Consider the following 23,390-nt stretch of genomic DNA (forward strand, 5'->3'; position numbering starts at 1 on the left):
TCAAAACCGGCTGACGCACTCCATCGCCACCGTTTTAAACTCATTGAAGCTGCGGGTCGTGGCAAGGCGGCTCATGGCGCGCTCGCGCAGGAAAGTCACGAAAATATCGTAGATCGCCATCGCCTCTTCGTACTCGCGCTTACTGATGGCGAGCAGGAAAATGATATGGGCGGTTTCGTCGCCCCAGGCGATGCCCTGCGGGGCGATAACCGTATAAACCACCGTCTTTTTGGCCAGCAGTCCCAGGGAGTGCGGCAGCGCAATGCCATCGCCGAGCATGGTGCTGACAATCGCCTCACGCTCCACCACCGAAGCATGAAACTCGGCGTCAACAAAGCCTTCCTCCAGCAGCTGCTGGCACAGCTCAGCGAACAGCGTTTGCTGATCCATCGGCTTATCGACCACCCGGAAGTGGGCGGCATCGAAGTATTTATTCAACATCCACGGACGGGTGCGATCCACCAGCACCAGCTTGCCAATCTGATCCAGCTGATAGTCGGTGGGAAACGGCGCGATGGTCACCACCGGTTTGTCTTTTTCGCTGATGCGCACCGTGGAGATAACAAAATCCGCCTCGATCGCATCCCGCTGTTCATACTCGCGCTGGGAAATCGTGGCGGCGATCTCCAGCTGCGGATATTTGCGCTGCAGGATCGCTTCGATCATCCGTACCATCGCATTGCTGGTATCGCAGACCAGTAGCACCTGTGGTTGACGCTGGTAGCCAATGTTGTAGTGACGCTCCAGCCCGACGCCGATATGCAGCACCAGAAAGCCGATTTCGTTTTCGCTGATGGTGTACGGAGTATATTTCCCCCAGCTGGAGACCGCGGCGAGGGTCATATCCCAGGCCATCGGGTAGTGCTGTTTGATGTTATCCAGCAGCGGATTGGGGATCATGATCTGGTAGCGCACGCGGGTGATCATGGTTTTAATGTGGGTCAGCAGATCGGCGTGCAGCTGGGCGTCGTCCAGCAGGTTGTAGTTATACTGGCTGTTGATGTAGCGCAGAATGTAATTGACCAGCGCTTCGTCATCGTCGGCGCTGATGGTTTCCGGGTCGACGTCCTGCACCTGACGGGCGGCGAGATGCACGCACAGCCACTCTTCTTCAGCGGGCGAGAAGGGTTTTCCGGCCAGCCGCTGCAGCTCTCCCGCCAAATCGCGCGCGGCGTCGCGGACGTTTTGCGCCACATCTTCGGCGCTGAAATCGGCCAGCGGATAGCCTTCGCTGACGCGGCGCACCACCACTGCGCCGTACAGGCAGATAAAGCGCTCACCGACATCAGTGAGGCGAATATGGTGCCGGGTGAGCGTCTCCTGCAGCATCGGCTCCAGCAGCGCAGGCACTTCCGCCTCCAGCGCCTCGGCGCCGATCAACGGATTGATACCGCCCTGTTGGGCCAGCTCCCACAGCAGATCGGTCAGGCAGGCGCGAATCGACACCTCGCTACCAAACAGCTTCATGCCGTGGCGAGGGCGGGTTTCAAGGGTAAGCTGATAGCGCTGGAAGCGCTCACGCACCTCGACCATATCATTTTGCAGCGTCGCGCGGCTGACGAACCACTCATCCGCCAGATCTTCCAGCTTGATGGAGAACGCCGACGTCAGGAAGCGCACCAGCAGAAACGTGATGCGATCCTGGGCGGTTCGCGGCACGTGCTGCGTCTTCGGCGCCGTCTCCTCCAGCGCCTGAAAGCTCGCCGGGTTATCAATTTTCAGTTGATAACCGCTGCCGCGGTTGAGGATAAACTGCGCGCCATACTGCGCCAGTAGCGCATTCAGGGCGGTAATATCGGCGCGCACAGTACGGGTGGAAACCGACAGCCGCTGCGCCAGCTCATCCTGCGGCAGCGTTTCATTCCGCAGCAGGGTGAAGAGTTGCGCTAAGCGTTGGTTGGGAAATCGCATGTCAGTTCCTTGTGGTTACGGCTCAGGGTTGGGCGGATATCACCATCTGCGATGGGCTACCAACCGGCGTGTAGTCGGAGGCAAAGGTTAATTTGCCATCCTTCGGCGCCACGCTGAAGCGGGTAATATTATCGCTACGCTGGTTCATGACGTACAGCCACTGCCCCTGATTATCCAGGGTCAGCGTACGGGGGTAATCCCCACGCGTCCAGATATCCTCCTGGTGGCTCAGGCGGCCGTCGGCCTGCACCGTAAAGTGGGCGATGCTGTTATGCAGGCGGTTGGCGACATACAGCTGCTTACCATCGTTGCTCAGCGCCAGACCGGCGGCAAAGCTGGTGCCCTTATACTCTTTCGGCAGCGCGGAGACGGTTTTGCCTTCGCGCAGCAAGCCGCTTTGCTTATCCAGATGATAGAAAGTCAGCGTCGACGCTTCTTCGTTGATCAGCCACAGGCCGTCGCCCTTTGGCGTAAAGACGAAGTGGCGTGGGCCGGCGCCCGGCGACGAAGCGGCGATGAACGGCGGATCGTTCGGCGTCAGCTTGCCGCTGGCGCTATCCAGCCGGTACTGATAGATCCGATCCAGCCCCAGATCGGTGGAATAAACAAATTTCCCGCTGGGATCGGCGGCGATCATATGGGCGTGCGGGCCATTGTGATCGCTGATGGCGAAGCTGCCCTCGACGGCCGCCGCCGGGCGTTCGGCGCCTGCCGGGCCTTCATCCTGATGCTTGTCCACTGCCTCGCCCAGGCTACCATCTTCTTTCACCGGTAGCACGGCGATACTGCCGCTGACGTAGTTGGCCACCAGCAGATGTTTACCATCCGGCGTCAGGGAGAGATACACCGGCCCGGCGCCGCCGGAGGCAACCTGGCTGAGCGCGGTCAGCTCGCCATTCTTCTCAATGCGCCACGCCTGCACGACGCCTTTTTCGACTTCACTGGCGGCATACAGCGTTTTGCCATCGCGCGACACGGTCAGCTGCGCGACGTTTGGCAACGCGCTCACCAGCGCCCTGTCACGCAGCGCGCCGGTGTTGGCATCGACGGTAAAGCGGTACAGACCTTCGCCATTGGGATTATAGGTACCTACCCAGGCATAGTGGGTTTGCGCGGCGCCCGCGGCGGCGGCAAACAGGGACAGTGAAGCGACAAGCAGATGACGAGCGACAGGCATAGCAACTCCTTGATGGTTCGGTGGGATAAGTTGCCTCTCACCCCGGCCCTCTCCCAAAGGGAGAGGGAGAAAACCAGATGGTTCCCTCTCCCTCCGGGAGAAAGTTAGGATGAGCGGCAATAGCACTACTTCACTAACTGTTTAGTCATCTCCAGCAGCTGGCGCACATCGGCCGGGCGGGTGTTGCCGCTGGCTTTATCGATAATCGAGCTGTAGATATGCGGGATGATTTTGCTCACCCCGGCATCGAGAGCGATTTTCAGGATCTCGCTGTAGTTGTCCAGATCGATACCGCCGGTCGGTTCCAGCCAGAAATCGTGCGCAGCGCTGGCTTTGGCGACGGCTTCGAATTCGGCGCGGTGCTTCAGGCCGCCCATCGGGAAGTATTTGATGGAGCTGCCGCCCATGTCTTTCAGCAGCGCGATGGCGGTTTCCAGCGGCACAATGCCATCCGCCGCGCCGCTGCTCAGCGGGCCGGTGGAGATCTTCACCATTCCCGGCGTACCGGTCGGCGAGACCAGGCCATTCACCACGGTCTCATTCTGCCCGAGCAGCGCGCGGCTGGTAGCCACGCCGGTGAAGACCTGGTTGACATGCTGCGGCTGCACCTGGCGAGAAATCTCGCTCACCATCGCCGACTGGTTTGGATCGCCTGCGCCCAGCCCGACGGAGAGCGCGTTATCAATAAGCTTCGCGTAGTCACGCATATCGGCCACCGCGCTGGCGACATCCGGATAGTTTTTGGAGAGCACGCCGACCAGGACGTGACCTTCCGCCGCGTCGTAAATTTCGCGGGCGTTGTCTTTGCTGCCCGCCAGGACGTTCAGGCACACGCGATCACGGTAAAAGTTTGGGGTCAGTTTCATGCTTGTTTCTCCTTGTTCAGCACTTCCGCGATGCGGCGAGCAACCACCGCCAACTGCTGCGCGTTCACGCTGCGGACATCGGCTTCGATAATGCCTTCATTCGCTTTATAGCCGCGGAAGTAGATGGCGTATTCGCCCTGCTTCAGCGCGTTAACCAGATCGCCGGTCTTCACGCCGGTCACCGCTTCGTTGAATTTGATTTCGGCGCGGGCGATATCGCGACCCGCGCTATCCCACACCACCCGGGCGGTCACGCCGTTAAGCGTGTTGAGCTGTTCGATAAACGGCGTCATCTTCGCCACCATCTGCTCGCCGCTCTCTTTGCTCGCCGTCAGGTAGTGTTCAATGGCGCAGGTCAGGCCGAGAATGCCCTCTTTACCCACTTTCATCGCCCGGCCAATCCCCATCGACTGGCGTTTAACCCACTCGACGTACTGCGTTTTGCCGATCACCAGCCCGCTGGTCGGCCCTTCAATGGCTTTTGCGCCGCTGTAGATCACCAGGTCGGCGCCCATGCGGTAGTAGCACTGCAGATCTTCTTCCGCCGCCGCATCGACAATCAGCGGCAAGCCATGCTGGCGCGCCACTTCCGCAGCCTGCGCGACGTTGAGCATGCTTTTCTGTACGCAGTGGTGGGATTTGATGTACAGGATCGCCGCGGTGCGCGGGGTGATTGCCGCCGCCAGCTGTTGGGCGGAACATTCGTTGGCGTAGCCCGCTTCCACCAGCTTACCGCCGCCCAGCGCCACCATGGTGCCAACCGGCGCGCCGAAGTTGACGTTGTGGCCCTTCGGCAACACGATTTCGTTATTCTCAATCGGCGTAACGTGCAGGTTCTCCAGCAGCCAGTCGCTGTCTTTCACCAGCACCGCCGCCACCGACTGGGCAATCCCCGCCGACGCGCAGGAGACAACGGTCGCCCCTTCCACATCCAGCAACCTGGCGATGTACTCGCCGGTTTTATTCACCAGGTCTTTCATTTCAAAGTACTGGTTCATACCGGCCATCGCGGCTTCCACCACTTCCGGGCGCGGCGTGGAAACGCCCAGCGCCGTCATGCGGCCCGAAGTATTAATCACCTGTTTTAAATGGTATTTCTCAAAAATCGAAGGCATGTTCCGCGCTCCCTTGTTCGGTCAGATAGCCTTTGCCCGCGCGGATCGCGGCCAGCGGCACCAGAATGTTGTCAGCCTGGAGGCTCTCTTTTTCGGCATCCACCAGCAGCGTGGGCCGGTGCTCCAGGCGAAATAGCGTTAAATCGGCGTCGAAGCCCACTTCCAGCCGCCCTTTACGCGACAGGCGCAGCCCCTCGGCGGCGCTGACGGTCACGCAGGCAATGACCTGCGGCAGGGTCATGCCGATGGCGAGGAATTTCGACATCACCAGCGCCAGCGAGCGCACCGGGCCATCGATACGGTTACGGCAGTAAATATCGGAGCTGATGGTGTGCGGCAGAATGCCCAGCGCAATCGCCCGCCGCGCCACTTCAAAGCTGAAGCTGGCGGTGCCGTGCCCAACGTCGAGGCGCACGCCGCGCTGCAGAGCGCGAGTAATCGAGCTACGCAGTTCGCCGGCGGGATTCAGAATGCGGTTCGGCTTGCCGTTATAGCAGTGGGTAATGATGTCGCCGCGGCTCAGCAGATCGGCGATTTCATCGAGGTTCGGCGGGTTATTGCCGATGTGCACCATCAGCGGCAGATCGCCGTTTTCCTGCTGAATGGCCTTGGCGCGCGCCAGCGGCGTAATGCCGTTTTCGCCGACGACGCTGCTGCTCATCCGCGCCTTCAGGCCGACGATAAAATCAGGATGACGCTGCACCGCCTGCTTCACCGCAGCGGCGTCGATATTGGCCATATTCGCCAGTTCATTCTGCGCAATCAGCCCGACGCGGGAGATATTGAGCAACGCATAAACTTCCGTCGCCGCGTTACGGGTCAGTTGATAGAAGTCATCGACGTCGTCGGCGCCGGTGCTGCCGGCATCAATCACGGTGGTGACGCCGGTGGCGATGCCGACGCTGTCCGGCTCATCGTGATAAATCGGCGAATTCGGGTAGCAGTGAACGTGGGAGTCAATCCAGCCGGCGCTGACGTAGCTGTTGCCGTGCAGATCGAGGGTGTTGCGGGAGGGCGCGCTAATCTCGCCCAGCGCCGCGATTTTCCCGTCCTGGATGGCGATATCAGTCAGGGTATCGTCGACGAGGCGCGCACGGCGCAGGAGTAAATCAAACATAGCTATCTCCTGATGAAGAGGGTGAATCTGTTGCCGGATGGCGGCGTACCGCCTTATCCGGCCTACCAATCGCGCTGACGTGTAGGCCCGATAAGCGCAGCGCCATCGGGCGATTAGCTAATCGCCACCGGGAAGATGGAGCCGAGGATCATCGCGCCGAGGATGGCGCCGCCGGTGATCGGTTTCTGCCAGATGTAGAACAGCAGTGCGCCAACCAGCGAGCCAATCCCGATAGGAATCGAGGCGGTCATCGCGCTGAGGATAATCAAGGGACCGAGGAAGCGGCCGGAGGCATTACCGGCCCCCATCATCACGTCGGCGCCGTAAGTGGAATCGCTCTGGTTAATGGTGAACTTACGCGCCAGAATGATGATGTAACCCACTGCCAGACCAAGGACCAGGCCGGTGACCAGCGAGGCGGCGAAGTTCGCCACCGGGAAGACAAAGCCCGCGCCGAGCAGCAGCGCCGGTACGCCAAGACCGATACCGGTCTGTATCGCTCCGCCGATATCGAGGATCCCCACCAGCGACCCTTCGATGATGCGGGCGAACAGGAAGCTGGCGCCAAACGCCGCCACCGCGCCGTAAACGCCGGTATCAATCCCCGACTTCAGCATGGCCACGAAGGCCACTTCGTTAAAGGCGCCGATGCCGTACAGGTAGTACATGTGCGTCCCGGCGAAGACGCCGGAGGAGAGCAGGCCAACAAAGATCGGGAACGACCAGTCGGCATACCAAAAACCTTTATTCTGTTCCATTATCAGGCTCCCGTTACTTGCCGCTGAGTGAGTTGTGGATCATGTCCAGCCAGTTCGGCACGGTCAGATGGAAGGATTCGATCATCTTCATGTCGAAGCCGCGGAAGAAGCCGCTGAGGACAAACAGCGCGACGATGGCCACCATCATCACTTTAGTCACCCGGTTCCAGCCGCTCTCTTCGACGCCTTTACCGATCAGGATCCCCAGCACCAGACCCGGTACGGCGTTACCCATAATCAGCTGCGCGGCGCCGCCGAAAATCGTCGCCCAGAAGCCTGATTTCTTACCGGCATCGATAGCCGCCAGCCAGAAGATCACCGGCATCACGGTGTTCACCAGCAGGTTTGCCGCCGGCACCAGGACCTTAACCGCGGTCACCTGCAGCGCTTCCGGTACGGACGAGGCGGTGAGGTTGAGGAAGGCGACGACAATCATGCCGATGATGCCGCAGGAGATGGCCATTTTTTTCGGATCGTGCAGCGTTTCGCCGACGTTACGATTTTTCAGCATTAGCGCCGCCGCGCCCCAGTTGGGGATAATGCGGTGGTCAACATCCTGGGTGAAGGAGCCTGCTGCCACGGAAGAGGCCCAGGCGTTAAAGAAGAAACCGAGGCCAAAGGAGAAGTGGGAAGCCGGATCGCCTTCGCAGGAATTCAGCTCGCCCAGGGTTCGAAACGCCCCCATCCCCTGGGTGGTAGGGGCGTGAAACATGCGTGCCGCTCCGGCGCCCACGCCGACGCCGACCAGGCCGCCGATGATGAGCGATTTTATTAAAATTATCAGGAACATAGTCAGACCCTTTGCTAACAATCAGGTTTGCGTGACGAAATCCACTTTATCGAGATCGATGGCGGTCACGTTGACGGTGACGTCCAGCTCCACGCTGTAGGTCCGTCGTTCACGGCGCAAAAAGAAGAACAGGAAGGCCTCTTTTCGTACCGCTTCGCGCGCATGAACAACCGTCACGTCCTGTGGCTCAATACGCAGCAGAATGTGCGATGAGGTTTTCATCACCGCAGCCTGCACATGGTTCAGGGCATCGGCGAAGGCCCGTGATTTGCTTTCGCCTTTGCCGGCAACCCTCACCGTGGTGGTGAATTGCTCTTTCATACTTATGCGCCGTATTTCTTTTTCCAGGCTTCTACCAGGCGCTCGCCCAGCTCTTCTTTATCCATAAAGCCGAAGCCCAGCACGTTGCACCCTTCGTTGATGGCAGTGACGCCCTCTTCCACCGAACGCATGCCATATTTCGCTTTGTAGCCGTATTTGGTCTGGGCGGTGATGGCCCCGGCGCCGCCGCTGCCGCAGAAGGAGATGCCGAAGGTAGCGTTTTCCGCTTTCATCATGTCGCCAAGCTTCATATCGGCAGCAACGCCAGGGACGACCACAGCACGTGCGCCCGCTTTCTCAGCGCCTGCAGCGACTTTTTGGCCTTTACCCAGACGGTCGCCAATGACTACGGTGATTTGTTCCATGTTTTGCTCCTTACAGGTTTTCTTTTGCGACTTCGAAATGGACGGACAGCAGCCAGGCCTCTTCATCGGGCAGGTTGCCGAACTGCGCGACCACTTCGCGGGCCAGCGTCATTGAATCTGGTGAAATCTCTTCGAACAGGCTGGCATCCACTTCCGGCAGCGGTTCGCCACTGATTGACCGGTGGGCCATGGCCCGCACGTGGGAAGTCAGCATTTGCTCCTGAACGTCGTTAGGGACGATGCCGTGACGGTTTAACAAGGCGTAAACCTGCTGCAGCATCTTGTCAGCCAGCCGTTCAGTCTGCGCTGCCTGCTCCCCTTCGTCGTGTATTACCGCTCCGTTATTCACTTCTGATACCCCGCTGATGTCTCTGGAAATCAAGGTAGCGCCGGGGGATGGGAGTTTGTAGCGAGTTGTTTTCCACTTCGAAGTGGAAAGGGAGACGGCAGGCGTGATCGACCCCACATATTCACAGGGAAAAGGCAAAAACGACGGCTATGACGTGAGATGTATCACAACAATGAGCGTGGACAAGGCGCCCGCGGCAGCGGAAAGGCCGGAAAAAGAGAGTGGAAAAATGTGATATCGGTAGGCTTTCAGGCGGGAGGCATCGGCTGATGCCTCCCGAAAAGAACGGTTAGCGGTACTTCTTATGGTAGGTGTTGCGGGTGGTTTTAAACTCCTCCGCGGCGGCCTGCGCCTCTTTCACCTTGCCTTCGTTCGCCAGCTTCAGCGCACCGTCGATCTGGCCGATCAGAATATCCAGACCATGACGGTAATCTTTCATCTCAGCGCTGTCGGCCGCTTTGCCTTCCAGCTTCGGCGGGGTCTCTTTCTGGGCATCGACCGCGGCGGTACGCATCTTATTCAGCACCGCTTTCAGCTCGCCGGCGTCGGAGGTCTTCTGTACCACTTGCAGGTTTTCTGCCAGAGTGTCCATGTCTTCGCCCAGGTCGGCGAAGGCCGACGCTGAACCGAGCGCAAAAGCAGAGACAGCCAGCATCGCTAACAGTTTTTTACGCATTGCTCACTTCCTTTTTATTATTTAAGCAAACAGGTGTTATTGCCCGGCGATTTTCATCTCCGGCAGCAGCACAGAACCGCACTGAATGTTGCTGCGCGTTTCAATATCATCGCCAATGGTCACGATATTACGCCACATTTCTTTCAGATTTCCTGCAATGGTGATCTCACTGACAGGATATTGAATTTCGCCGTTTTCTACCCAGAAGCCGGATGCGCCGCGTGAGTAGTCGCCGGTGACGCCACTGACACCCTGCCCCATCAGTTCGGTAACCACAAGACCGGTGCCCATCTCTTTAAGCATCTTTGCAAAACTCAGGCCGCGGCCGTTAATGCGCCAGTTGTGGATGCCCCCGGCGTGGCCGGTGCTTTTCATCCCCAGCTTACGCGCCGAGTAGTTGGTCAGCAGCCACTGGGTCAGCACGCCGTCTTTGATGATGTCACGACGCTCGGTGCGCACGCCTTCGCTGTCGAACGGCGTGGAGGCCAGCCCTTTCAGCAGGTGCGGATGTTCTTCGATGGTCAGCCACTCAGGCAAAATTTGTTTGCCCAGCGAATCGAGCAGGAAGGTGGATTTGCGGTATACCGAACCACCGGCAATCGCTCCGACCAGGTGGCCAAACAGCCCGGTCGCCACTTCGTTGGCGAAAATGACCGGCGCCTTCATGGTCGACAGCTTACGCGGCGCCAGACGCGACAGGGTGCGGCGAGCGCACTCTTCCCCGACCCATTCCGGGGACTGCAGATCCTCGATCGCCCGGCCAATGGTGTAGGCGTAGTCGCGCTCCATATCGCCATCATCTTCCGCGATGACGCAGCTGGAGAGCGAATGGCGAGTCGAGCAGTAACTTTGCAGCATGCCGTGACTGTTACCGAACACTTTGATGCCGTAGTGGCTGTTAAAGCTGCCGCCTTCGGTGTTGGTGATGCGTTTATCGGCCTTCAGCGCCGCTTGCTCCGCGCGGGCGGCCAGTTCGATGGCTTCGTCCGGGGAGACCTCCGCCGGGTGGAACAGGTCCAGATCCGGGGCGTCAAAGGCCAGCAGATCTTTATCGGCCACGCCGGCAAACGGGTCCGGGGAGGTGTAGCGCGCAATATCCAGCGCCGCCTGCACGGTGCGGGCGATGGCGTCCGGGCTAAGATCGGTGGAAGAGGCGCTGCCCTTGCGGTTCTGATGGTAAACCGTAATGCCTAACGCCCCATCGCTATTGAATTCTACATTCTCCACTTCGCCATAGCGGGTGCTGACGCCGATGCCCGTCGTTTTGCTGACGGAGACTTCCGCACCGTCAGATTTACCTGCCGCCAGTTCCAGTGCCGTGGTAACGGCTTCTTCCAGCGTCTTACGCTGCTGTGCAACTTGAGAGATGACTTTCATTGCTAATGCCATAATGTAAGAAGGAGTTAACTGAAGTCTAACAGAGAACCGTTTTTCAGTGCGCGCCTTAACTGGTAACATTAGCCTCTTTTTTTAAGGAGCCTGAGATGACAAAGCAGCCCGAAGACTGGCTCGACGACGTGCCCGGTGATGACGTTGAAGATGAAGATGATGAAATCATCTGGGTCAGTAAGAGTGAAATTAAGCGCGACGCGGAAGAACTGAAGCGTCTTGGCGCGGAACTCGTTGACCTGGGGAAAAACGCGCTGGATAAAATTCCGCTGGATACTGACCTGCGCGACGCCATCGAACTCGCCCAGCGAATCAAAAAAGAGGGTCGCCGCCGCCAGCTGCAGCTTATCGGTAAGATGCTGCGCAACCGCGATGTCGATCCGATTCGTCAGGCGCTGGACAAGCTGAAAAACCGTCACAACCAGCAGGTTGCGCTGTTCCACAAGCTGGAGCAGATCCGCGACCGACTGATTGACGATGGGGATGACGCTGTCGCTGAAGTGCTGAACCTGTGGCCAGATGCTGACCGTCAGCAGCTGCGTTCGCTGATCCGCAATGCGAAGAAAGAGAAAGAAGGCAACAAGCCGCCGAAATCGGCGCGCCTGATCTTCCAGTATCTGCGTGAACTGGCGGAAAACGAAGGCTAAGTCCCGCTGTTTTTGCCCGCAATAGTCTCCCGGATGGCGGCGCGCTGCGCCTTATCCGGGCTACAGATCCCTGTATATCAACCGGTTACTCTGTTTCGTAGGCCCGCGCAAGCACAGCGCCGCCGGGCAACCTGTACCAGACTCCATTCCCGTCGTTGTGCCGGATGGCGGCTAACGCCTTATCCGGCCTACGGAGCCCTGTATATCAAACGGTTACTCAACACCGTAGGCCCGCGCAAGCGCAGCGCCGCCGGGCAACCTGCATCAGACTCCGTTCCCGTCATTGTGCCGGATGGCGGCTAACGCCTTATCCGGCCTACCTTCACCCCAGTTCTAAGGCTTGCGCCAGCAGGGGGATTCCCGTCGCATCGGATGAGTCCCCTCATCCGCACGACGATACGTTTGTTTTTTGCCTTGTTGCCAAGCTGAATCGTTAAAGCTAAAAACAATGTAGATCACATATCCTGGTGATAAATACGCATTACTTAGCAAAATAATACGACTTTAATCTCATTTAACATCATAAAAACGGCCACTTTCTCACCAGGTGAGGCGCTTCACATTTTAATCACCCCCATGCCGGTAGATTTCACACGTCAATGACACAATCGATTCAGCAAAAAGGGAATAAAAATGAAAAAGACATTGGTTCTGACGACGATCGCCCTGCTGGTTTCCGGCTCGGCCGCGGCAAAAACATGGGTGCTGACGAACGCTGAAGAGGGGATGGATAAAGGAAACTGGCAGATCAGCAGCGATCAGCTGAAGGTGAAAGACCATGTGTTCAGCATTGAGCAAAAAGTCCTGCACGGCGGTAAGCAGGAAGGCAGCAAAATCCTCACCATTCACAGTAAAGACGGCCTGACCATCACTCTCAGCCCAACCCGCGGCATGAACTTACTGCGTATTGAGGGTTTCGGCAGCCGGATGGGCTGGGATTCGCCGGTTAAAGAGGTCGTCAACCCGGCGTTTATCAACCTGGAAAGCCGCAATGGACTCGGCTGGCTGGAAGGATTCAACGAGATGATGGTCCGCTGCGGCTATGAATGGACCGGCCATCCGGTGACCGCGGACGGGCAGATTTATACCCTGCACGGCAAGGCGGGCAACACTCCGGCCTCGCGGGTAGAAGTCGAGGTGGCTGACAGCGCGCCGTATGAAATCCGCATCCGCGGCCTGGTGAAAGAGAGCACCTTCAAAAAAGCCGATCTGCAGACCCTGACCGAACTGCGCTACGTGCCGGGCAGCAACAGCTTCAGCCTGCATGATGTCTTAACCAACCATGCTGACTATCCGCATGATTATCAGATTATCTACCACAGCAACTTCGGCACCCCGATTCTGGAAGAAGGCGCGCGCTTCCTCGCCCCGATGTCCAGCATCAGCCCGTTCAATGATTACGCGAAGAGCGGGTTAAAAACCTGGCAGACCTATCAGGGACCGACCAAAGATTTTGACGAGATGGTATTTAATATTCAGCCGCTGGCCGATGAAAATCACCAGACCCTGGCCGCGGTGGTCAACAAAGCGGGCGATAAAGGGGCCTCCATTCAGTTTGATACCCGTCAGCTGCCGGTCCTGACGCTATGGAAAAACACCGACACCATCAAACAGGGCTACGTCACCGGTATCGAACCGGGCACCAGCTACGCCTATCCGGTCACCATTGAACGCGAACAAAAACGCGTGAAGCAGCTGCAGCCGGGCGCCAGCGCGCAGTTTGATCTGACCTACACCCTGCTGCACGACAGCGCTCAGGTGGCCGCCGTTGAGCAGAAAATCGCGCAGATTCAGGGCGACAATAAAGTCGCGGAGAACGAGACGCCGATCGCCAAAGAGTAAGGTTGTAACCAGTGAATTCCCGGAGCGGGGCGACGCCCCGTTCCGGACTACTCCCGCCCCATCACCTCGCGCCCGAGATCCCGGGCAAACTGCTGGTACTGTCGCTCATCGATCGGCTGCGGGTAGCTCAGCACCAGCAACTCATGATCCGCGATGCCCTGATGATAGCTCGGGTGATGATGCGCCCACGCATTGGCATGAAATCCCATCGACTGATAAAAGCGCAGCCGTTTATGAGCGATTGCCGTGGTTAGCGGATCGATTTCCAGAATGGTCAGCGGCGCGCGCGTCAGGATCTGCGCCAGCAGCTGTTTACCATAGCCGCGGGAGCGCAGCGTATCGTCGATCGCCAGATGTTCGATATAACCGTAGCCGGCAAACTGCCAGCAGCCGCTGAGGCCGATAAATACGCCCTCATCGAACCACGCTTCCAGCGCGTAGCGCGGGTGGCTCAGCGCCTGAAGTTTGGCGTCGCTTTCCCGCTGCTCGTGCCACGGAAAGGCGCGCGCGTAGAGCGCGTCCAGCGTGGCGAAATGGGGCGAGTCGGTAGAACGTAATCTTTCGCAGTTCAGCATGGCACAATCCCTGGTGGCGAAAACAAAACTGCCCTCACACGGAGGGCAGTGATCGGAGGCGTTCGCGCTTATTCTGCCGCGGCCGCTTTTTGCGCCAGCTTATCCAGCAGCTTCTGATGAATGCCGCCGAAGCCGCCGTTGCTCATCACCAGGATATGGTCGCCCGGGTGGGCGGTTTTGACCACCATCTCCGCCAGGGTATCGACGTCGGCGCTCCAGTGGGCCGGCTGGACGCAGGCTTCCGCCACTTCCGCCACCTGCCAAGGAATATGCTGCGGCTGCAGGAGGAACACTTCATCAGCGCGACCGAGAGACGGCGCCAGATCGTCTTTGCAGACGCCCATTTTCATGGTGTTAGAGCGCGGCTCCAGCACGGCGAGAATACGCGCGGTGCCGCCCACTTTGCCGCGTAGCGCCTGCAGCGTGGCGAGGATTGCCGTCGGATGATGGGCGAAATCGTCATACACGGTGACGCCGTTGGCTTCGCCGCGCAGCTCCAGGCGACGGCGGGCGTTGATAAAGCTGCCCAGCGCGTTCGCGGCATCCGCCGGCAGCACGCCGACGTGACGCGCCGCGGCAATCGCCATCAGGCCGTTATGCATATTATGCTCGCCGACCAGCGCCCACTTCACTTCACCAACCTTTTCGCCGTCGAGCAGCACTTCCCACTGCGAGGCGTCGGCGTTCAGCTTCTTCGCCTGCCAGTGGCCCTGCTCGCCCACCAGCTCCTGCTCGCTCCAGCAGCCCATGGCCATCACCTGCTTCAGGTTGATGTCGTTCTCCGGCAGGATAATTTTGCCTTTGCCCGGCACGATACGCACCAGATGGTGGAACTGTTTCTGAATCGCCTTCAGGTCGTCAAAGATGTCCGCGTGGTCGAACTCAAGGTTGTTGAGGATCAGCGTCCGCGGGCAGTAGTGAACAAACTTGGAGCGCTTGTCGAAGAAGGCGCAGTCATATTCGTCGGCTTCAATCACAAAGAACGGGCTGTCGCCCAGGCGTGCGGAAACATCAAAGTTCCCCGGTACGCCACCGATCACGAAGCCCGGTTTATAGCCGCAGGCTTCGAGGATCCAGGTTGCCATCCCGGCAGTGGTGGTTTTGCCGTGGGTCCCGGCGACGGCCAGCACCCAGCGATCGCGCAGCACGAAGTCGTGCAGCCACTGCGGGCCGGACATATACGGAATATTGTTTTCCAGCACCGCTTCAACGCACGGGTTGCCGCGAGTCATGGCATTACCGATGATCACCAGATCCGGCCGGGGATCCAGCTGGCTGGGGTCATAACCCTGAATTAAATCAATCCCCTGGTTTTCCAGCAGGGTGCTCATCGGCGGATAGACGTTAGCATCCGACCCTGTTACCTCATGACCGAGGGAGCGCGCCAGCATGGCCAGGCCCCCCATAAACGTGCCACAGATTCCTAAAATATGAATGCGCATTCGTCATTTCCTTCTCTTATCCGGGGCACATTTTACCCATATCCCGGGCCCTGGCGAAATGCATTTCAGGCGAATCTGTATTTTGCTGGCGCGATTCACCAGTGCGCACTTTTTTGATTCTTTGTTAAGATTGTTGCGTTCGTTTTACTCAACATAAAAATGCAGGGAACGAGTTATGAAAACGTTAGGTGAGTTTATTGTTGAAAAGCAGCACGAGTTCTCCCACGCCACCGGTGAGCTGACTGCTTTGTTGTCAGCAATAAAGTTGGGCGCCAAGATCATCCACCGCGATATCAACAAGGCCGGTCTGGTCGATATCCTGGGTGCCAGCGGTGCTGAAAACGTTCAGGGCGAGGTTCAGCAAAAACTCGATCTGTTCGCTAATGAAAAATTAAAAGCCGCACTGCGAGCACGCGATATTGTTGCCGGGATCGCCTCCGAAGAAGAAGATGAAATTGTCGTCTTCGAAGGGTGTGAACACGCCAAATACGTGGTGCTGATGGACCCTCTGGATGGCTCCTCTAACATCGACGTTAACGTCTCTGTCGGAACGATCTTCTCTATCTACCGCCGCGTCACGCCTGTCGGCACGCCGGTGACAGAAGAAGACTTCCTGCAGCCGGGTAACAGGCAGGTGGCCGCGGGCTATGTGGTCTACGGCTCTTCGACGATGCTGGTATATACCACCGGTTGCGGCGTCCACGCCTTCACCTACGACCCGTCCCTCGGCGTCTTCTGTCTGTGTCAGGAGCGCATGCGCTTCCCGGAGAAGGGCAATACCTACTCCATCAACGAAGGCAACTACATCAAATTCCCGCAGGGCGTGAAGAAGTACATTAAGTACTGCCAGGAAGAGGACAAAGAGACTCAGCGTCCTTATACCTCACGCTATATCGGCTCGCTGGTGGCGGACTTCCACCGTAACCTGCTGAAGGGAGGCATCTACCTGTATCCGAGCACCGCCAGCCACCCGGACGGCAAGCTGCGCCTGCTGTATGAATGCAACCCGATGGCCTTCCTCGCCGAACAGGCGGGCGGTAAGGCCAGCGACGGTAAAGAGCGTATTCTGGATATTATCCCGGAAAGCCTGCACCAGCGCCGCTCCTTCTTTGTCGGTAACAACCACATGGTTGAAGACGTCGAGAACTTCATTAAAGCATTCCCGGACGCCTGATCCCTGCCCTCCCTTCCCGCCTTGCGGGAAGGGAGTTCCCTGTCAGCGACTCCCCGCTCCGCTCACCCGCGTCACCGCCGCATTCTGCCGATTTTCCCACAGCACCGTCAGCCCACGCTGCAGCGCGATAAAGATAAACAGCAAAATACCGATCGCAATTTTCGTCCACCATGAGCTGAGGGTGCCATCGAAGTTGATGTAAGTCTGAATCAGCCCCTGGATCGCCACCCCGAACAGCGTTCCCAGCACGGTGCCAACACCGCCGCTGAGCAGTGTGCCGCCGATCACCACCGAGGCAATCGCGTCCAGCTCCACGCCGACGCCCGCCAGCGCATAGCCCGCCTGGGTATAAATGGAAAAGACGATCCCGGCCAGCGTCGCCAGCCCGGTGGAAAGCATATAGATACGGATCGTGGCGCTGCGAGTCGAAATCCCCATTAAATTCGCCGACGTCGCGTTGCCGCCGATGGCATACACCTGGTTGCCAAAGCGGGTGCGATGGGCGACAAAAATACCGGCCACCACCACCAGCAGCATCAATAGCCCCATGGCGCTGAGACGACCGCCGCCGGGGATGGTCCATGCCAGTCCGGACAAGGTGTCGTAGACCGGATGGTTAATCGGAATCGACTCCTCCGACACCAGATAGCTGACGCCGCGCAGGAAGAACATGCCGGCAAGCGTGATGATAAAAGCCGGGATCTTCAGCGCGTCGATAAGCAGCCCCATAAACGCACCGAAGGCGCAGCCCATCACCAGCACCAGTGGAAACGCCACCAGCGGCGATATTCCCCAAAAGCCAATCGCTTTGGCGAGGAAGACGCCGGTAAAAGCGATCACCGACCCCACCGACAGATCGATCCCACCGGAGAGGATCACAAAGGTCATGCCCACGGCGATGATCCCGAGGAAGGCATTATCCGTCAGGATATTGCAGATCACCCGCGTTGAGGCAAAGCCGGGGAACTGCGTCAGGCAGTAGAGATAGCCCAGTACAAACACCGCCAGGGTGATCATCAACGGTAAATTACGTTTTATCATGGCCGCGTACCCCTTTCAGTAAACCGATAAAGCGCGGCGACTGGACAATCAGTACGCACAGCACCACCACCGCTTTCACCACCTGGTTGAGCTCCGGCGGGAAGCCAGAGAGCAAAATGCCAGTATTCATTCCCTGGATAATCAGCGCCCCCACCACCGACAGCAGCAGGTTGAAGCGCCCGCCCATCAGCGAGGCGCCGCCGATGACCACCGCCAGAATGGCGTCCAGTTCGAGCCACAACCCGGCGTTATTAGCATCCGCGCCGCGTATGTCCGCCGCCACGATGATCCCGGCAATCGCCGCGCAGACGCCGCTCAGGACATAGGCCAGCATCACCACGATACGAGTATTCACGCCGGCGTTTTTCGCCGCGCGGATGTTGATCCCTACCGCTTCGATAAACATGCCCAGCGCCGTTTTACGGGTAAACAGCCAGAACAGCAGCAGGGTGGCGGCGGCGATGATCACCGGCATCGGGAACAGCAGAAACGATCCGCTGCCGAGCCATGCCAGGGCCGGGGAATCAAAGGTGACGATCTGTCCGGCGGTGATTAACTGCGCGACCCCGCGCCCGGCCACCATCAGGATCAACGTCGCCACAAAAGGTTGGATCTTAAGGATCGCCACGAGGATACCGTTCCACAGTCCGGCCAGCGCACCGGCCCCCAGCGAGGCCAGCACCACCACCGCCAGGCTATGCCCGGCGACGGTCATCGAGGCGGCCGTCGCGCCGGCAATCGCCATCACCGCCCCCACTGACAGGTCGATGCCGCCGGTGGCGATCACCAGCGTCATGCCGATGGCCAGCAGCGCCACCGGCGCGGCGCGGTTAAGAATATCGATCGGGCTGCCAAACAGGCGGCCATCCTGGAGCACCACCTGATAAAAATGGGGCGCCACCAGGCTGTCGACCAGCAGAACCAGCAGCAAGGCAATGATCTGTGGGGTGCCCTTCGGCCAGCTGAAGCGTCGCTTCTCAGGGCCGGTTTGCGAAAGAGATCGAGGCATCATGAGTTACTCCTTATGCCGCAATAGCGTTCATGATCGCCGGTACAGAGAGCTCGGCGAGCGGGATCTCCGCCACCTGTCGGCGATCGCGCATGATAATGACCCGATCGGCGTAACCCACCAGCTCCTCCAGTTCAGAGGAGATAACCAGCAGCGCCAGACCATCGGCGCAGAGGGTTTCAATCAGGCGAATAATTTCCGCATGGGCGCCGACGTCGATGCCGCGGGTCGGCTCATCGAGGATCAGGAACTGCGGTTTGGTCAGTAACCAGCGGGAGAGCAGTACCTTCTGCTGATTGCCGCCGGAGAGAAACTCGATCGGCTGCTCCGCGCTCGGGGTACGGATCCCCAGCTGGCGAATAAAGCGCTCGGCGATCTCGTTCTGTTCACGCCGGGGGATCGGCCGCAGCCAGCCGCGCTGCGCCTGCAGGGCGAGGACGATATTTTCCCGCACCGAAGCGGCGGCGATAATGCCGTCGGTTTTGCGATCTTCAGGACAGAAGCCGATCCCGAGGCAGGAAGCCTGATGCGGAGAGCGCAGGGTCTGCGGTTTGCCTTTGATCCACGCCTTCCCGCTGTCCGCCGTTTTAATACCGAAGATCACCTCGGCGGTTTCCGTGCGTCCGGAACCCAGCAGGCCGGCGAGGCCCACAATTTCGCCCGGACGGACCTGCAGGTCGAACGGGGCGATGGTGCCTTTTTTACCGTAGCCTTCAAACGCCGCCACAGGCTTATCGCTCAGCAGGGTACGACCCGCCCGCTGCAGGGCATTGTGGTCCAGTTCGCGACCCAGCATCATTTTCACCAGCTCAATCTGCGGCAGTTCGCGGGTCTCGCGGCAGCCGACGAAACTGCCGTTGCGCAGCACGGTGATGCGATCGCTGACCGCATAGACCTGGTCGAGAAAATGGGTGACGAAGATCAGACTGACGCCGTTATCCCTGAGCTGGCGCATCAGGGTGAACAGCATCTCCACCTCCTGGGTATCGAGGCTGGCGGTGGGCTCATCGAGGATCAGCACTTTGGCCGACAGGTCGATGGCCCGACAGATAGCGACGATCTGCTGCATCGCCACCGAAAAGCGGTTCAGCGGTTCGCGCACGTCGAGAGAAAAGCCGTAGGAGGCCATCAGCGCCGTCGCCCGTGCCTCCATCTCTTTGCGTCGCAGCAGGCCAAACCGCCGCGGCTCACGGCCGATGAACAGGTTATCCGCCACCGACATATTGGGTAGAAGGTTCACTTCCTGGTAGACGGTACCAATCCCCAGCTGCTGGGCATGGGCGGTATTTTTGGGCGAAATAGCCTGGCCTTCCAGCCAGATGGTGCCGCGATCGGCATGATAAACGCCGGTAAGCGCTTTGATCAGCGTCGATTTTCCGGCGCCGTTTTCGCCCAACAGGGCCATGATTTCGCCGCGCCGCAGGCTAAAGTTGACGTTATCCAGCGCCTTAACGCCGGGGAAGAATTTACTGAGTCCTTCGGTGCGAAGGATCTCCTGGTGTGCCTCGGCGCTCATAATCGATGTCACCTTTAAATGATGTCAGGTTACCCCGGGTCGCGCTGGGCTTCCCGGGGTTACTGGAACGCTGCTTTTTACCTTCTCCCACCGGGGAGAGGGTTGGAATGAGGGGATCCCCACTCAGTAACCCATATTTTTCTTCTTCTCTAACTCTTCTTTCGCCGTATCCGGCAGATACAGCGTCGATTTGGTAATGGTCAGCTTCTCAGGCAGGGTGCCGTCTTTTTTGTATTTCTCCAGCGCATCAAACGCCGGACCGGCCATATTTGGCGTCAGTTCGACGCTGGCGTTGGCTTCACCAGCGATCATGGCTTTATAGATATCCGGCACGCCGTCGATGGAGCCCGTGAGGATATCTTTGCCCGGCTTCAGACCCGCCTCTTTAATGGCCTGGATGGCGCCGATTACCATGTCATCGTTATGGGCGAAGACCATGCAGATGTTTTTGCCGTTATTCTCAGCTTTGATAAAGCTCTCCATCACCTCTTTCCCTTTGCTGCGGGTGAAGTCGCCGGACTGAGAGCGGATAATTTTGATATTCGACGCTTTGGCAATCGCGTCGGCGAACCCTTTCTTACGATCGATGGCCACGCTGGCCCCAACGGTGCCCTGCAGTTCAACGACGTTACACGGCTTACCGTCGACGGTTTTCACCAGCCAGTCGCCAATCAGTTGGCCTTCCAGCACGTTGTTGGCGGTCACGGTGGTCATGTAGAGATCTTTATCTTTAACATCAATGGAACGGTCGAGAAGGAAGACCGGGATCTTGGCCTCTTTCGCCTCTTTCAGCACCGGTTCCCAGCCGGTGGCCACCACCGGTGCAATGAAGATCGCGTCGACCCCTTGAGCGATAAAGGAACGCACTGCTTTGATCTGGTTTTCCTGTTTTTGCTGACCATCAGCGATCTTCAGGGTGATACCGCGCTTGGCGGCCTCCTCTTTCGCGACGCTGGTTTCCGCCGCACGCCAGCCGGATTCAGAACCGACCTGCGAAAAACCTACGGTTAGCGGGGCAGCTATCGCCATAGACGACATAGCTGCGGAAACTGCTGTGACAAGAAGTAAGCGCTTCCACATAAGGGTATCCTCGTAGGGTTATTGTTGGTTAAAGTCTCACCTGCGGACAAACTATAGACAATCGGTGATGTAACTGAATGCGTTACATCACACTTCAAAAAAGTAAATGAGATGTTAATGATGGCCCCGCTGCCCAGCGGAGAGCCGATAAGGCTTCGCAGGGAGCGCGGCTGTTGCGGTTTATGACGTTTTTTTAAGCAGTTTGATAAATCAATCACATGCAATGAAAACGGTTACATAAATTTATTCATGATGTGGCTATGTTTATGGATTTTCATGTCATTATTACGCGAAAAATTCGGAGCACTCCGCGGCGATATCGGGAAAAAGAAGCGAAGACTTTCGATGTGAGTTGGCTATAATACCGAGCACTTGTTTGCCATACATTTTAAAGGAAACAGACATGAGCTTACTCAACGTACCTGCGGGCAAAGATCTGCCGGAAGACATCTACGTCGTGATCGAAATCCCGGCGAACGCAGATCCTATCAAATATGAAGTCGACAAAGAGAGCGGTGCACTATTCGTTGACCGTTTCATGTCCACAGCAATGTTCTATCCGTGCAACTACGGTTACATCAACCACACCCTGTCCCTGGACGGTGACCCGGTTGACGTGCTGGTCCCGACGCCGTACCCGCTGCAGCCGGGCTCCGTGATCCGCTGCCGTCCGGTTGGCGTTCTGAAGATGACCGACGAATCCGGTGAAGATGCGAAACTGGTTGCCGTACCGCACACCAAGCTGAGCAAAGAATACGATCACATCAACGATGTGAACGATCTGCCGGAACTGCTGAAAGCCCAGATCACTCATTTCTTTGAGCACTACAAAGATCTGGAAAAAGGCAAGTGGGTTAAAGTCGACGGTTGGGACAACGCGGAAGCGGCGAAAGCTGAAATCGTTGCCTCTTTCGAGCGCGCAAAGCAGAAGTAATTCTGTCTCAGGCAGGGTCATCCCCTGCCTGATTGCGGCACGGATAGCCGCGATAACACCATGGAGGGTGTCCCGTGAAAAGCGTTCGCTATTTCACTCTGAACTATACCGGTTTCACCACCGCCGCCTGTGAAAAACAGGGATATCTGCGCCTTATCGCCGGCGAGCATGTCTTTTATACCGATAAACGCTATTTTAAAGACCCCGCGCTTTTTGACCGCCTGACGATCAATCAGCCTCTGCACCTTGGCGTCCGCCGTCTGGACAACGGCTGTTACTGGATCCACTGGCTCAGCGATGGCGAAACGCTCCTTGAACCCAGTCAACGGGTAACGCGCTGGGCCCGTCCGCTGCTGATTATCAGCCTGCTGACGCTCATCGTCGCTCTTATCCCGCTCGTGATGAGCACCTCAGAATGGGGAAGGTTCGGCTGCGGCATTATCGCGATACTGGCCTTCATCGGACTGTTAACAGGGCTCTATGAGCGACTGTTCCACCCGGTACTAAAACGGCACCCCGCCATGCGCGATCTGCTGACGAAGATGGCGCAGGCCCGCCGCCGCGACTTTTCCTTTTGCCAGCGGCTACCTGCAACGGCGCGGGCCGTCCGCCAGTCGGCAATGCCTTTTACGCAAGCCCTGCCGGAACGCTATGCCGTCCGGACGGGAAAAATTAGCAATATCATTTTTAAGAAGTGGTTCGCGGGGAACCCAACGCGGGAATACCATGGCGTTGGGATACAATGCGACACGGCGCCGCTGGCCTTCTGGTGGCAGACAGGCTGCGCCAATTTCGCGCTGCATCCCGTTCTCTATCGTCGTCAGCCACCGTTTATCGCCATTGGCGATCGCCTCGTCGCCGTGTACGAGCGCGACAGCCGTGCGATCCACGCGCTATACAATGCCAGCGACGGCGCGGCTTATATAAAAAACCATCCACTCTATCCAGGTCGCCGACAACTGGCGCTGCTCTATTACCTGTTTTACGGCCTCGCGCTGGTGATGTATCTGCTATTTCTCGCTGTTGAACTCATCAGTGCCCTTCAGTCAGGCCGGAGCGTCTGGTGGCAGGTTCAGGATTCACTGGACATGCTGTCCCTATTATTACTCAGTTTCGGCGGGATCCTGGCGGTACTGGAGCTGATTGGCCCGACGGCCTGGTTATTATCACACCGGGTGGCTGACTGGCTGAAGATGCGCTCGGTGATGCGGCGCTACCTGCAGGGAGTGGCCCGCCATACCGCGCTCGAGGAGATCATGTAATGTTCAGTACTCCAACACGACGATTATTCTTTCT

General features: G+C 58.2%; 24 protein-coding genes and 1 pseudogene. 6 read left to right on the top strand and 19 right to left on the bottom strand.

What is annotated here, in order from left to right:
- The 10 genes from CW267_RS05555 to CW267_RS05600 all read right to left on the bottom strand — a co-directional run bounded on the left by CW267_RS05555 (position 1) and on the right by CW267_RS05600 (position 8,769).
- Positions 1–1,911, bottom strand: coding sequence for a BglG family transcription antiterminator (locus tag CW267_RS05555; protein ID WP_032731805.1), 1,911 nt, complete (start codon positions 1,909–1,911; stop codon positions 1–3).
- Positions 1,912–1,933: 22 nt separating this feature from the next.
- Positions 1,934–3,088: a lactonase family protein gene (locus CW267_RS05560; RefSeq protein ID WP_022065399.1), complete on the bottom strand. Its 1,155-nt coding sequence runs from the start codon at positions 3,086–3,088 to the stop codon at positions 1,934–1,936.
- 125 nt (positions 3,089–3,213) lie between these two features.
- Entirely contained in the window at positions 3,214–3,954 is a 741-nt protein-coding gene (dagF, locus tag CW267_RS05565) for a 2-dehydro-3-deoxy-phosphogluconate aldolase (protein WP_022065398.1), read from the bottom strand.
- Complete coding sequence (locus CW267_RS05570; RefSeq protein ID WP_016160167.1) at positions 3,951–5,069, bottom strand: DgaE family pyridoxal phosphate-dependent ammonia lyase; 1,119 nt, start codon at positions 5,067–5,069, stop codon at positions 3,951–3,953. The genes dagF and CW267_RS05570 overlap by 4 nt, the downstream gene beginning before the upstream one ends.
- Positions 5,053–6,186 carry an amidohydrolase/deacetylase family metallohydrolase gene (locus CW267_RS05575; protein ID WP_012969089.1) on the bottom strand — a complete coding sequence of 378 codons (1,134 nt, stop codon included), beginning with the start codon at positions 6,184–6,186 and terminating at the stop codon, positions 5,053–5,055. The genes CW267_RS05570 and CW267_RS05575 overlap by 17 nt, the downstream gene beginning before the upstream one ends.
- Positions 6,187–6,299: 113 nt before the next feature.
- Positions 6,300–6,944 carry a DUF4310 family protein gene (locus CW267_RS05580; protein ID WP_004152267.1) on the bottom strand — a complete coding sequence of 215 codons (645 nt, stop codon included), beginning with the start codon at positions 6,942–6,944 and terminating at the stop codon, positions 6,300–6,302.
- 13 nt (positions 6,945–6,957) lie between these two features.
- Positions 6,958–7,734, bottom strand: a complete 777-nt coding sequence (locus CW267_RS05585) for a DUF4311 domain-containing protein (RefSeq protein ID WP_002886897.1) — start codon at positions 7,732–7,734, stop codon at positions 6,958–6,960.
- A gap of 21 nt (positions 7,735–7,755) precedes the next feature.
- On the bottom strand, positions 7,756–8,055 hold the full coding sequence (locus CW267_RS05590; protein WP_004206503.1) for a DUF4312 family protein: 300 nt from the start codon (positions 8,053–8,055) through the stop codon (positions 7,756–7,758).
- Between the two features lie 2 nt (positions 8,056–8,057).
- Positions 8,058–8,420: an SFCGS family glycine-rich protein gene (locus CW267_RS05595; RefSeq protein ID WP_004206501.1), complete on the bottom strand. Its 363-nt coding sequence runs from the start codon at positions 8,418–8,420 to the stop codon at positions 8,058–8,060.
- A 10-nt stretch (positions 8,421–8,430) separates the two neighbouring features.
- Positions 8,431–8,769, bottom strand: a complete 339-nt coding sequence (locus CW267_RS05600; RefSeq protein ID WP_008807140.1) for a PRD domain-containing protein — start codon at positions 8,767–8,769, stop codon at positions 8,431–8,433.
- Between the two features lie 103 nt (positions 8,770–8,872).
- Here CW267_RS05600 and CW267_RS30360 point away from each other — a divergent pair, with 103 nt between their 5' ends.
- A complete protein-coding gene (locus tag CW267_RS30360) occupies positions 8,873–9,004 on the top strand; it encodes a hypothetical protein (RefSeq protein ID WP_012543089.1) in 132 nt (43 codons plus the stop codon).
- Positions 9,005–9,058: 54 nt separating this feature from the next.
- On the opposite strand, the gene cybC is transcribed toward CW267_RS30360, so the two are convergent.
- Together cybC and pmbA are read right to left on the bottom strand one after the other, a co-directional pair.
- Positions 9,059–9,445, bottom strand: a complete 387-nt coding sequence (cybC, locus tag CW267_RS05605) for a cytochrome b562 (protein WP_100781444.1) — start codon at positions 9,443–9,445, stop codon at positions 9,059–9,061.
- A gap of 36 nt (positions 9,446–9,481) precedes the next feature.
- Positions 9,482–10,834 carry a metalloprotease PmbA gene (pmbA, locus tag CW267_RS05610; protein WP_064166991.1) on the bottom strand — a complete coding sequence of 451 codons (1,353 nt, stop codon included), beginning with the start codon at positions 10,832–10,834 and terminating at the stop codon, positions 9,482–9,484.
- Between the two features lie 95 nt (positions 10,835–10,929).
- On the opposite strand from pmbA, the gene yjgA reads away from it, so the two are divergent.
- Positions 10,930–11,481 (top strand): ribosome biogenesis factor YjgA, encoded by a 552-nt coding sequence (yjgA, locus tag CW267_RS05615; RefSeq protein ID WP_004177664.1) that lies wholly within the window; start codon positions 10,930–10,932, stop codon positions 11,479–11,481.
- A 333-nt stretch (positions 11,482–11,814) separates the two neighbouring features.
- Here the strand turns inward: yjgA and CW267_RS30365 are convergent.
- Positions 11,815–11,930: pseudogene (locus CW267_RS30365) on the bottom strand (hypothetical protein).
- A gap of 184 nt (positions 11,931–12,114) precedes the next feature.
- On the opposite strand from CW267_RS30365, the gene CW267_RS05620 reads away from it, so the two are divergent.
- Positions 12,115–13,323 (top strand): aldose 1-epimerase family protein, encoded by a 1,209-nt coding sequence (locus tag CW267_RS05620; protein ID WP_060876401.1) that lies wholly within the window; start codon positions 12,115–12,117, stop codon positions 13,321–13,323.
- Between the two features lie 47 nt (positions 13,324–13,370).
- Here CW267_RS05620 and CW267_RS05625 read toward each other — a convergent pair whose 3' ends face one another.
- Entirely contained in the window at positions 13,371–13,898 is a 528-nt protein-coding gene (locus CW267_RS05625) for a GNAT family N-acetyltransferase (RefSeq protein ID WP_012969092.1), read from the bottom strand.
- Positions 13,899–13,966: 68 nt separating this feature from the next.
- Positions 13,967–15,340, bottom strand: a complete 1,374-nt coding sequence (gene mpl / locus CW267_RS05630; RefSeq protein WP_023296931.1) for a UDP-N-acetylmuramate:L-alanyl-gamma-D-glutamyl-meso-diaminopimelate ligase — start codon at positions 15,338–15,340, stop codon at positions 13,967–13,969.
- A 175-nt stretch (positions 15,341–15,515) separates the two neighbouring features.
- Between mpl and fbp the strand changes: the two genes are divergently transcribed.
- Positions 15,516–16,514: a class 1 fructose-bisphosphatase gene (fbp, locus tag CW267_RS05635; RefSeq protein ID WP_008807144.1), complete on the top strand. Its 999-nt coding sequence runs from the start codon at positions 15,516–15,518 to the stop codon at positions 16,512–16,514.
- Positions 16,515–16,556: 42 nt separating this feature from the next.
- Here fbp and yjfF read toward each other — a convergent pair whose 3' ends face one another.
- The 4 genes from yjfF to ytfQ all read right to left on the bottom strand — a co-directional run bounded on the left by yjfF (position 16,557) and on the right by ytfQ (position 21,160).
- Positions 16,557–17,555 carry a galactofuranose ABC transporter, permease protein YjfF gene (gene yjfF, locus CW267_RS05640; RefSeq protein ID WP_002886825.1) on the bottom strand — a complete coding sequence of 333 codons (999 nt, stop codon included), beginning with the start codon at positions 17,553–17,555 and terminating at the stop codon, positions 16,557–16,559.
- Complete coding sequence (ytfT, locus tag CW267_RS05645) at positions 17,542–18,567, bottom strand: galactofuranose ABC transporter, ATP-binding protein YtfT (protein WP_048271419.1); 1,026 nt, start codon at positions 18,565–18,567, stop codon at positions 17,542–17,544. The genes yjfF and ytfT overlap by 14 nt, the downstream gene beginning before the upstream one ends.
- A gap of 10 nt (positions 18,568–18,577) precedes the next feature.
- Positions 18,578–20,080 (bottom strand): galactofuranose ABC transporter, ATP-binding protein YtfR, encoded by a 1,503-nt coding sequence (ytfR, locus tag CW267_RS05650; RefSeq protein WP_008807146.1) that lies wholly within the window; start codon positions 20,078–20,080, stop codon positions 18,578–18,580.
- 123 nt (positions 20,081–20,203) lie between these two features.
- Positions 20,204–21,160 carry a galactofuranose ABC transporter, galactofuranose-binding protein YtfQ gene (ytfQ, locus tag CW267_RS05655; RefSeq protein ID WP_008807147.1) on the bottom strand — a complete coding sequence of 319 codons (957 nt, stop codon included), beginning with the start codon at positions 21,158–21,160 and terminating at the stop codon, positions 20,204–20,206.
- Positions 21,161–21,563: 403 nt separating this feature from the next.
- Between ytfQ and ppa the strand changes: the two genes are divergently transcribed.
- Together ppa and CW267_RS05665 are read left to right on the top strand one after the other, a co-directional pair.
- The gene (gene ppa / locus CW267_RS05660; RefSeq protein WP_002886766.1) at positions 21,564–22,094 is read left to right on the top strand and encodes an inorganic diphosphatase; all 531 of its coding nucleotides are present in this window, start codon (positions 21,564–21,566) and stop codon (positions 22,092–22,094) included.
- Positions 22,095–22,168: 74 nt separating this feature from the next.
- Positions 22,169–23,356 (top strand): hypothetical protein, encoded by a 1,188-nt coding sequence (locus CW267_RS05665; RefSeq protein WP_100781443.1) that lies wholly within the window; start codon positions 22,169–22,171, stop codon positions 23,354–23,356.
- Positions 23,357–23,390 lie beyond the last annotated feature (34 nt).

Origin of the sequence: Klebsiella sp. X1-16S-Nf21, assembly GCF_002837615.1 — a bacterium.
GTDB classification, from domain to species: domain Bacteria; phylum Pseudomonadota; class Gammaproteobacteria; order Enterobacterales; family Enterobacteriaceae; genus Klebsiella; species Klebsiella variicola.

What these genes read in the sequence shown, in the direction of transcription:
- pmbA (WP_064166991.1), bottom strand. Translation starts at nt 10,834, where the DNA reads ATGGCATTAGCAATGAAAGTCATCTCTCAAGTTGCACAGCAGCGTAAG.
- ytfT (WP_048271419.1), bottom strand. Translation starts at nt 18,567, where the DNA reads ATGATGCCTCGATCTCTTTCGCAAACCGGCCCTGAGAAGCGACGCTTC.
- CW267_RS05595 (WP_004206501.1), bottom strand. Translation starts at nt 8,420, where the DNA reads ATGGAACAAATCACCGTAGTCATTGGCGACCGTCTGGGTAAAGGCCAA.
- CW267_RS05575 (WP_012969089.1), bottom strand. Translation starts at nt 6,186, where the DNA reads ATGTTTGATTTACTCCTGCGCCGTGCGCGCCTCGTCGACGATACCCTG.
- yjfF (WP_002886825.1), bottom strand. Translation starts at nt 17,555, where the DNA reads ATGATAAAACGTAATTTACCGTTGATGATCACCCTGGCGGTGTTTGTA.
- CW267_RS05590 (WP_004206503.1), bottom strand. Translation starts at nt 8,055, where the DNA reads ATGAAAGAGCAATTCACCACCACGGTGAGGGTTGCCGGCAAAGGCGAA.
- yjgA (WP_004177664.1), top strand. Translation starts at nt 10,930, where the DNA reads ATGACAAAGCAGCCCGAAGACTGGCTCGACGACGTGCCCGGTGATGAC.
- ppa (WP_002886766.1), top strand. Translation starts at nt 21,564, where the DNA reads ATGAGCTTACTCAACGTACCTGCGGGCAAAGATCTGCCGGAAGACATC.
- CW267_RS05625 (WP_012969092.1), bottom strand. Translation starts at nt 13,898, where the DNA reads ATGCTGAACTGCGAAAGATTACGTTCTACCGACTCGCCCCATTTCGCC.
- CW267_RS05620 (WP_060876401.1), top strand. Translation starts at nt 12,115, where the DNA reads ATGAAAAAGACATTGGTTCTGACGACGATCGCCCTGCTGGTTTCCGGC.
- CW267_RS05570 (WP_016160167.1), bottom strand. Translation starts at nt 5,069, where the DNA reads ATGCCTTCGATTTTTGAGAAATACCATTTAAAACAGGTGATTAATACT.
- ytfR (WP_008807146.1), bottom strand. Translation starts at nt 20,080, where the DNA reads ATGAGCGCCGAGGCACACCAGGAGATCCTTCGCACCGAAGGACTCAGT.
- CW267_RS05585 (WP_002886897.1), bottom strand. Translation starts at nt 7,734, where the DNA reads ATGTTCCTGATAATTTTAATAAAATCGCTCATCATCGGCGGCCTGGTC.
- CW267_RS05580 (WP_004152267.1), bottom strand. Translation starts at nt 6,944, where the DNA reads ATGGAACAGAATAAAGGTTTTTGGTATGCCGACTGGTCGTTCCCGATC.
- CW267_RS05555 (WP_032731805.1), bottom strand. Translation starts at nt 1,911, where the DNA reads ATGCGATTTCCCAACCAACGCTTAGCGCAACTCTTCACCCTGCTGCGG.
- cybC (WP_100781444.1), bottom strand. Translation starts at nt 9,445, where the DNA reads ATGCGTAAAAAACTGTTAGCGATGCTGGCTGTCTCTGCTTTTGCGCTC.
- dagF (WP_022065398.1), bottom strand. Translation starts at nt 3,954, where the DNA reads ATGAAACTGACCCCAAACTTTTACCGTGATCGCGTGTGCCTGAACGTC.
- ytfQ (WP_008807147.1), bottom strand. Translation starts at nt 21,160, where the DNA reads ATGTGGAAGCGCTTACTTCTTGTCACAGCAGTTTCCGCAGCTATGTCG.
- CW267_RS05560 (WP_022065399.1), bottom strand. Translation starts at nt 3,088, where the DNA reads ATGCCTGTCGCTCGTCATCTGCTTGTCGCTTCACTGTCCCTGTTTGCC.
- fbp (WP_008807144.1), top strand. Translation starts at nt 15,516, where the DNA reads ATGAAAACGTTAGGTGAGTTTATTGTTGAAAAGCAGCACGAGTTCTCC.
- mpl (WP_023296931.1), bottom strand. Translation starts at nt 15,340, where the DNA reads ATGCGCATTCATATTTTAGGAATCTGTGGCACGTTTATGGGGGGCCTG.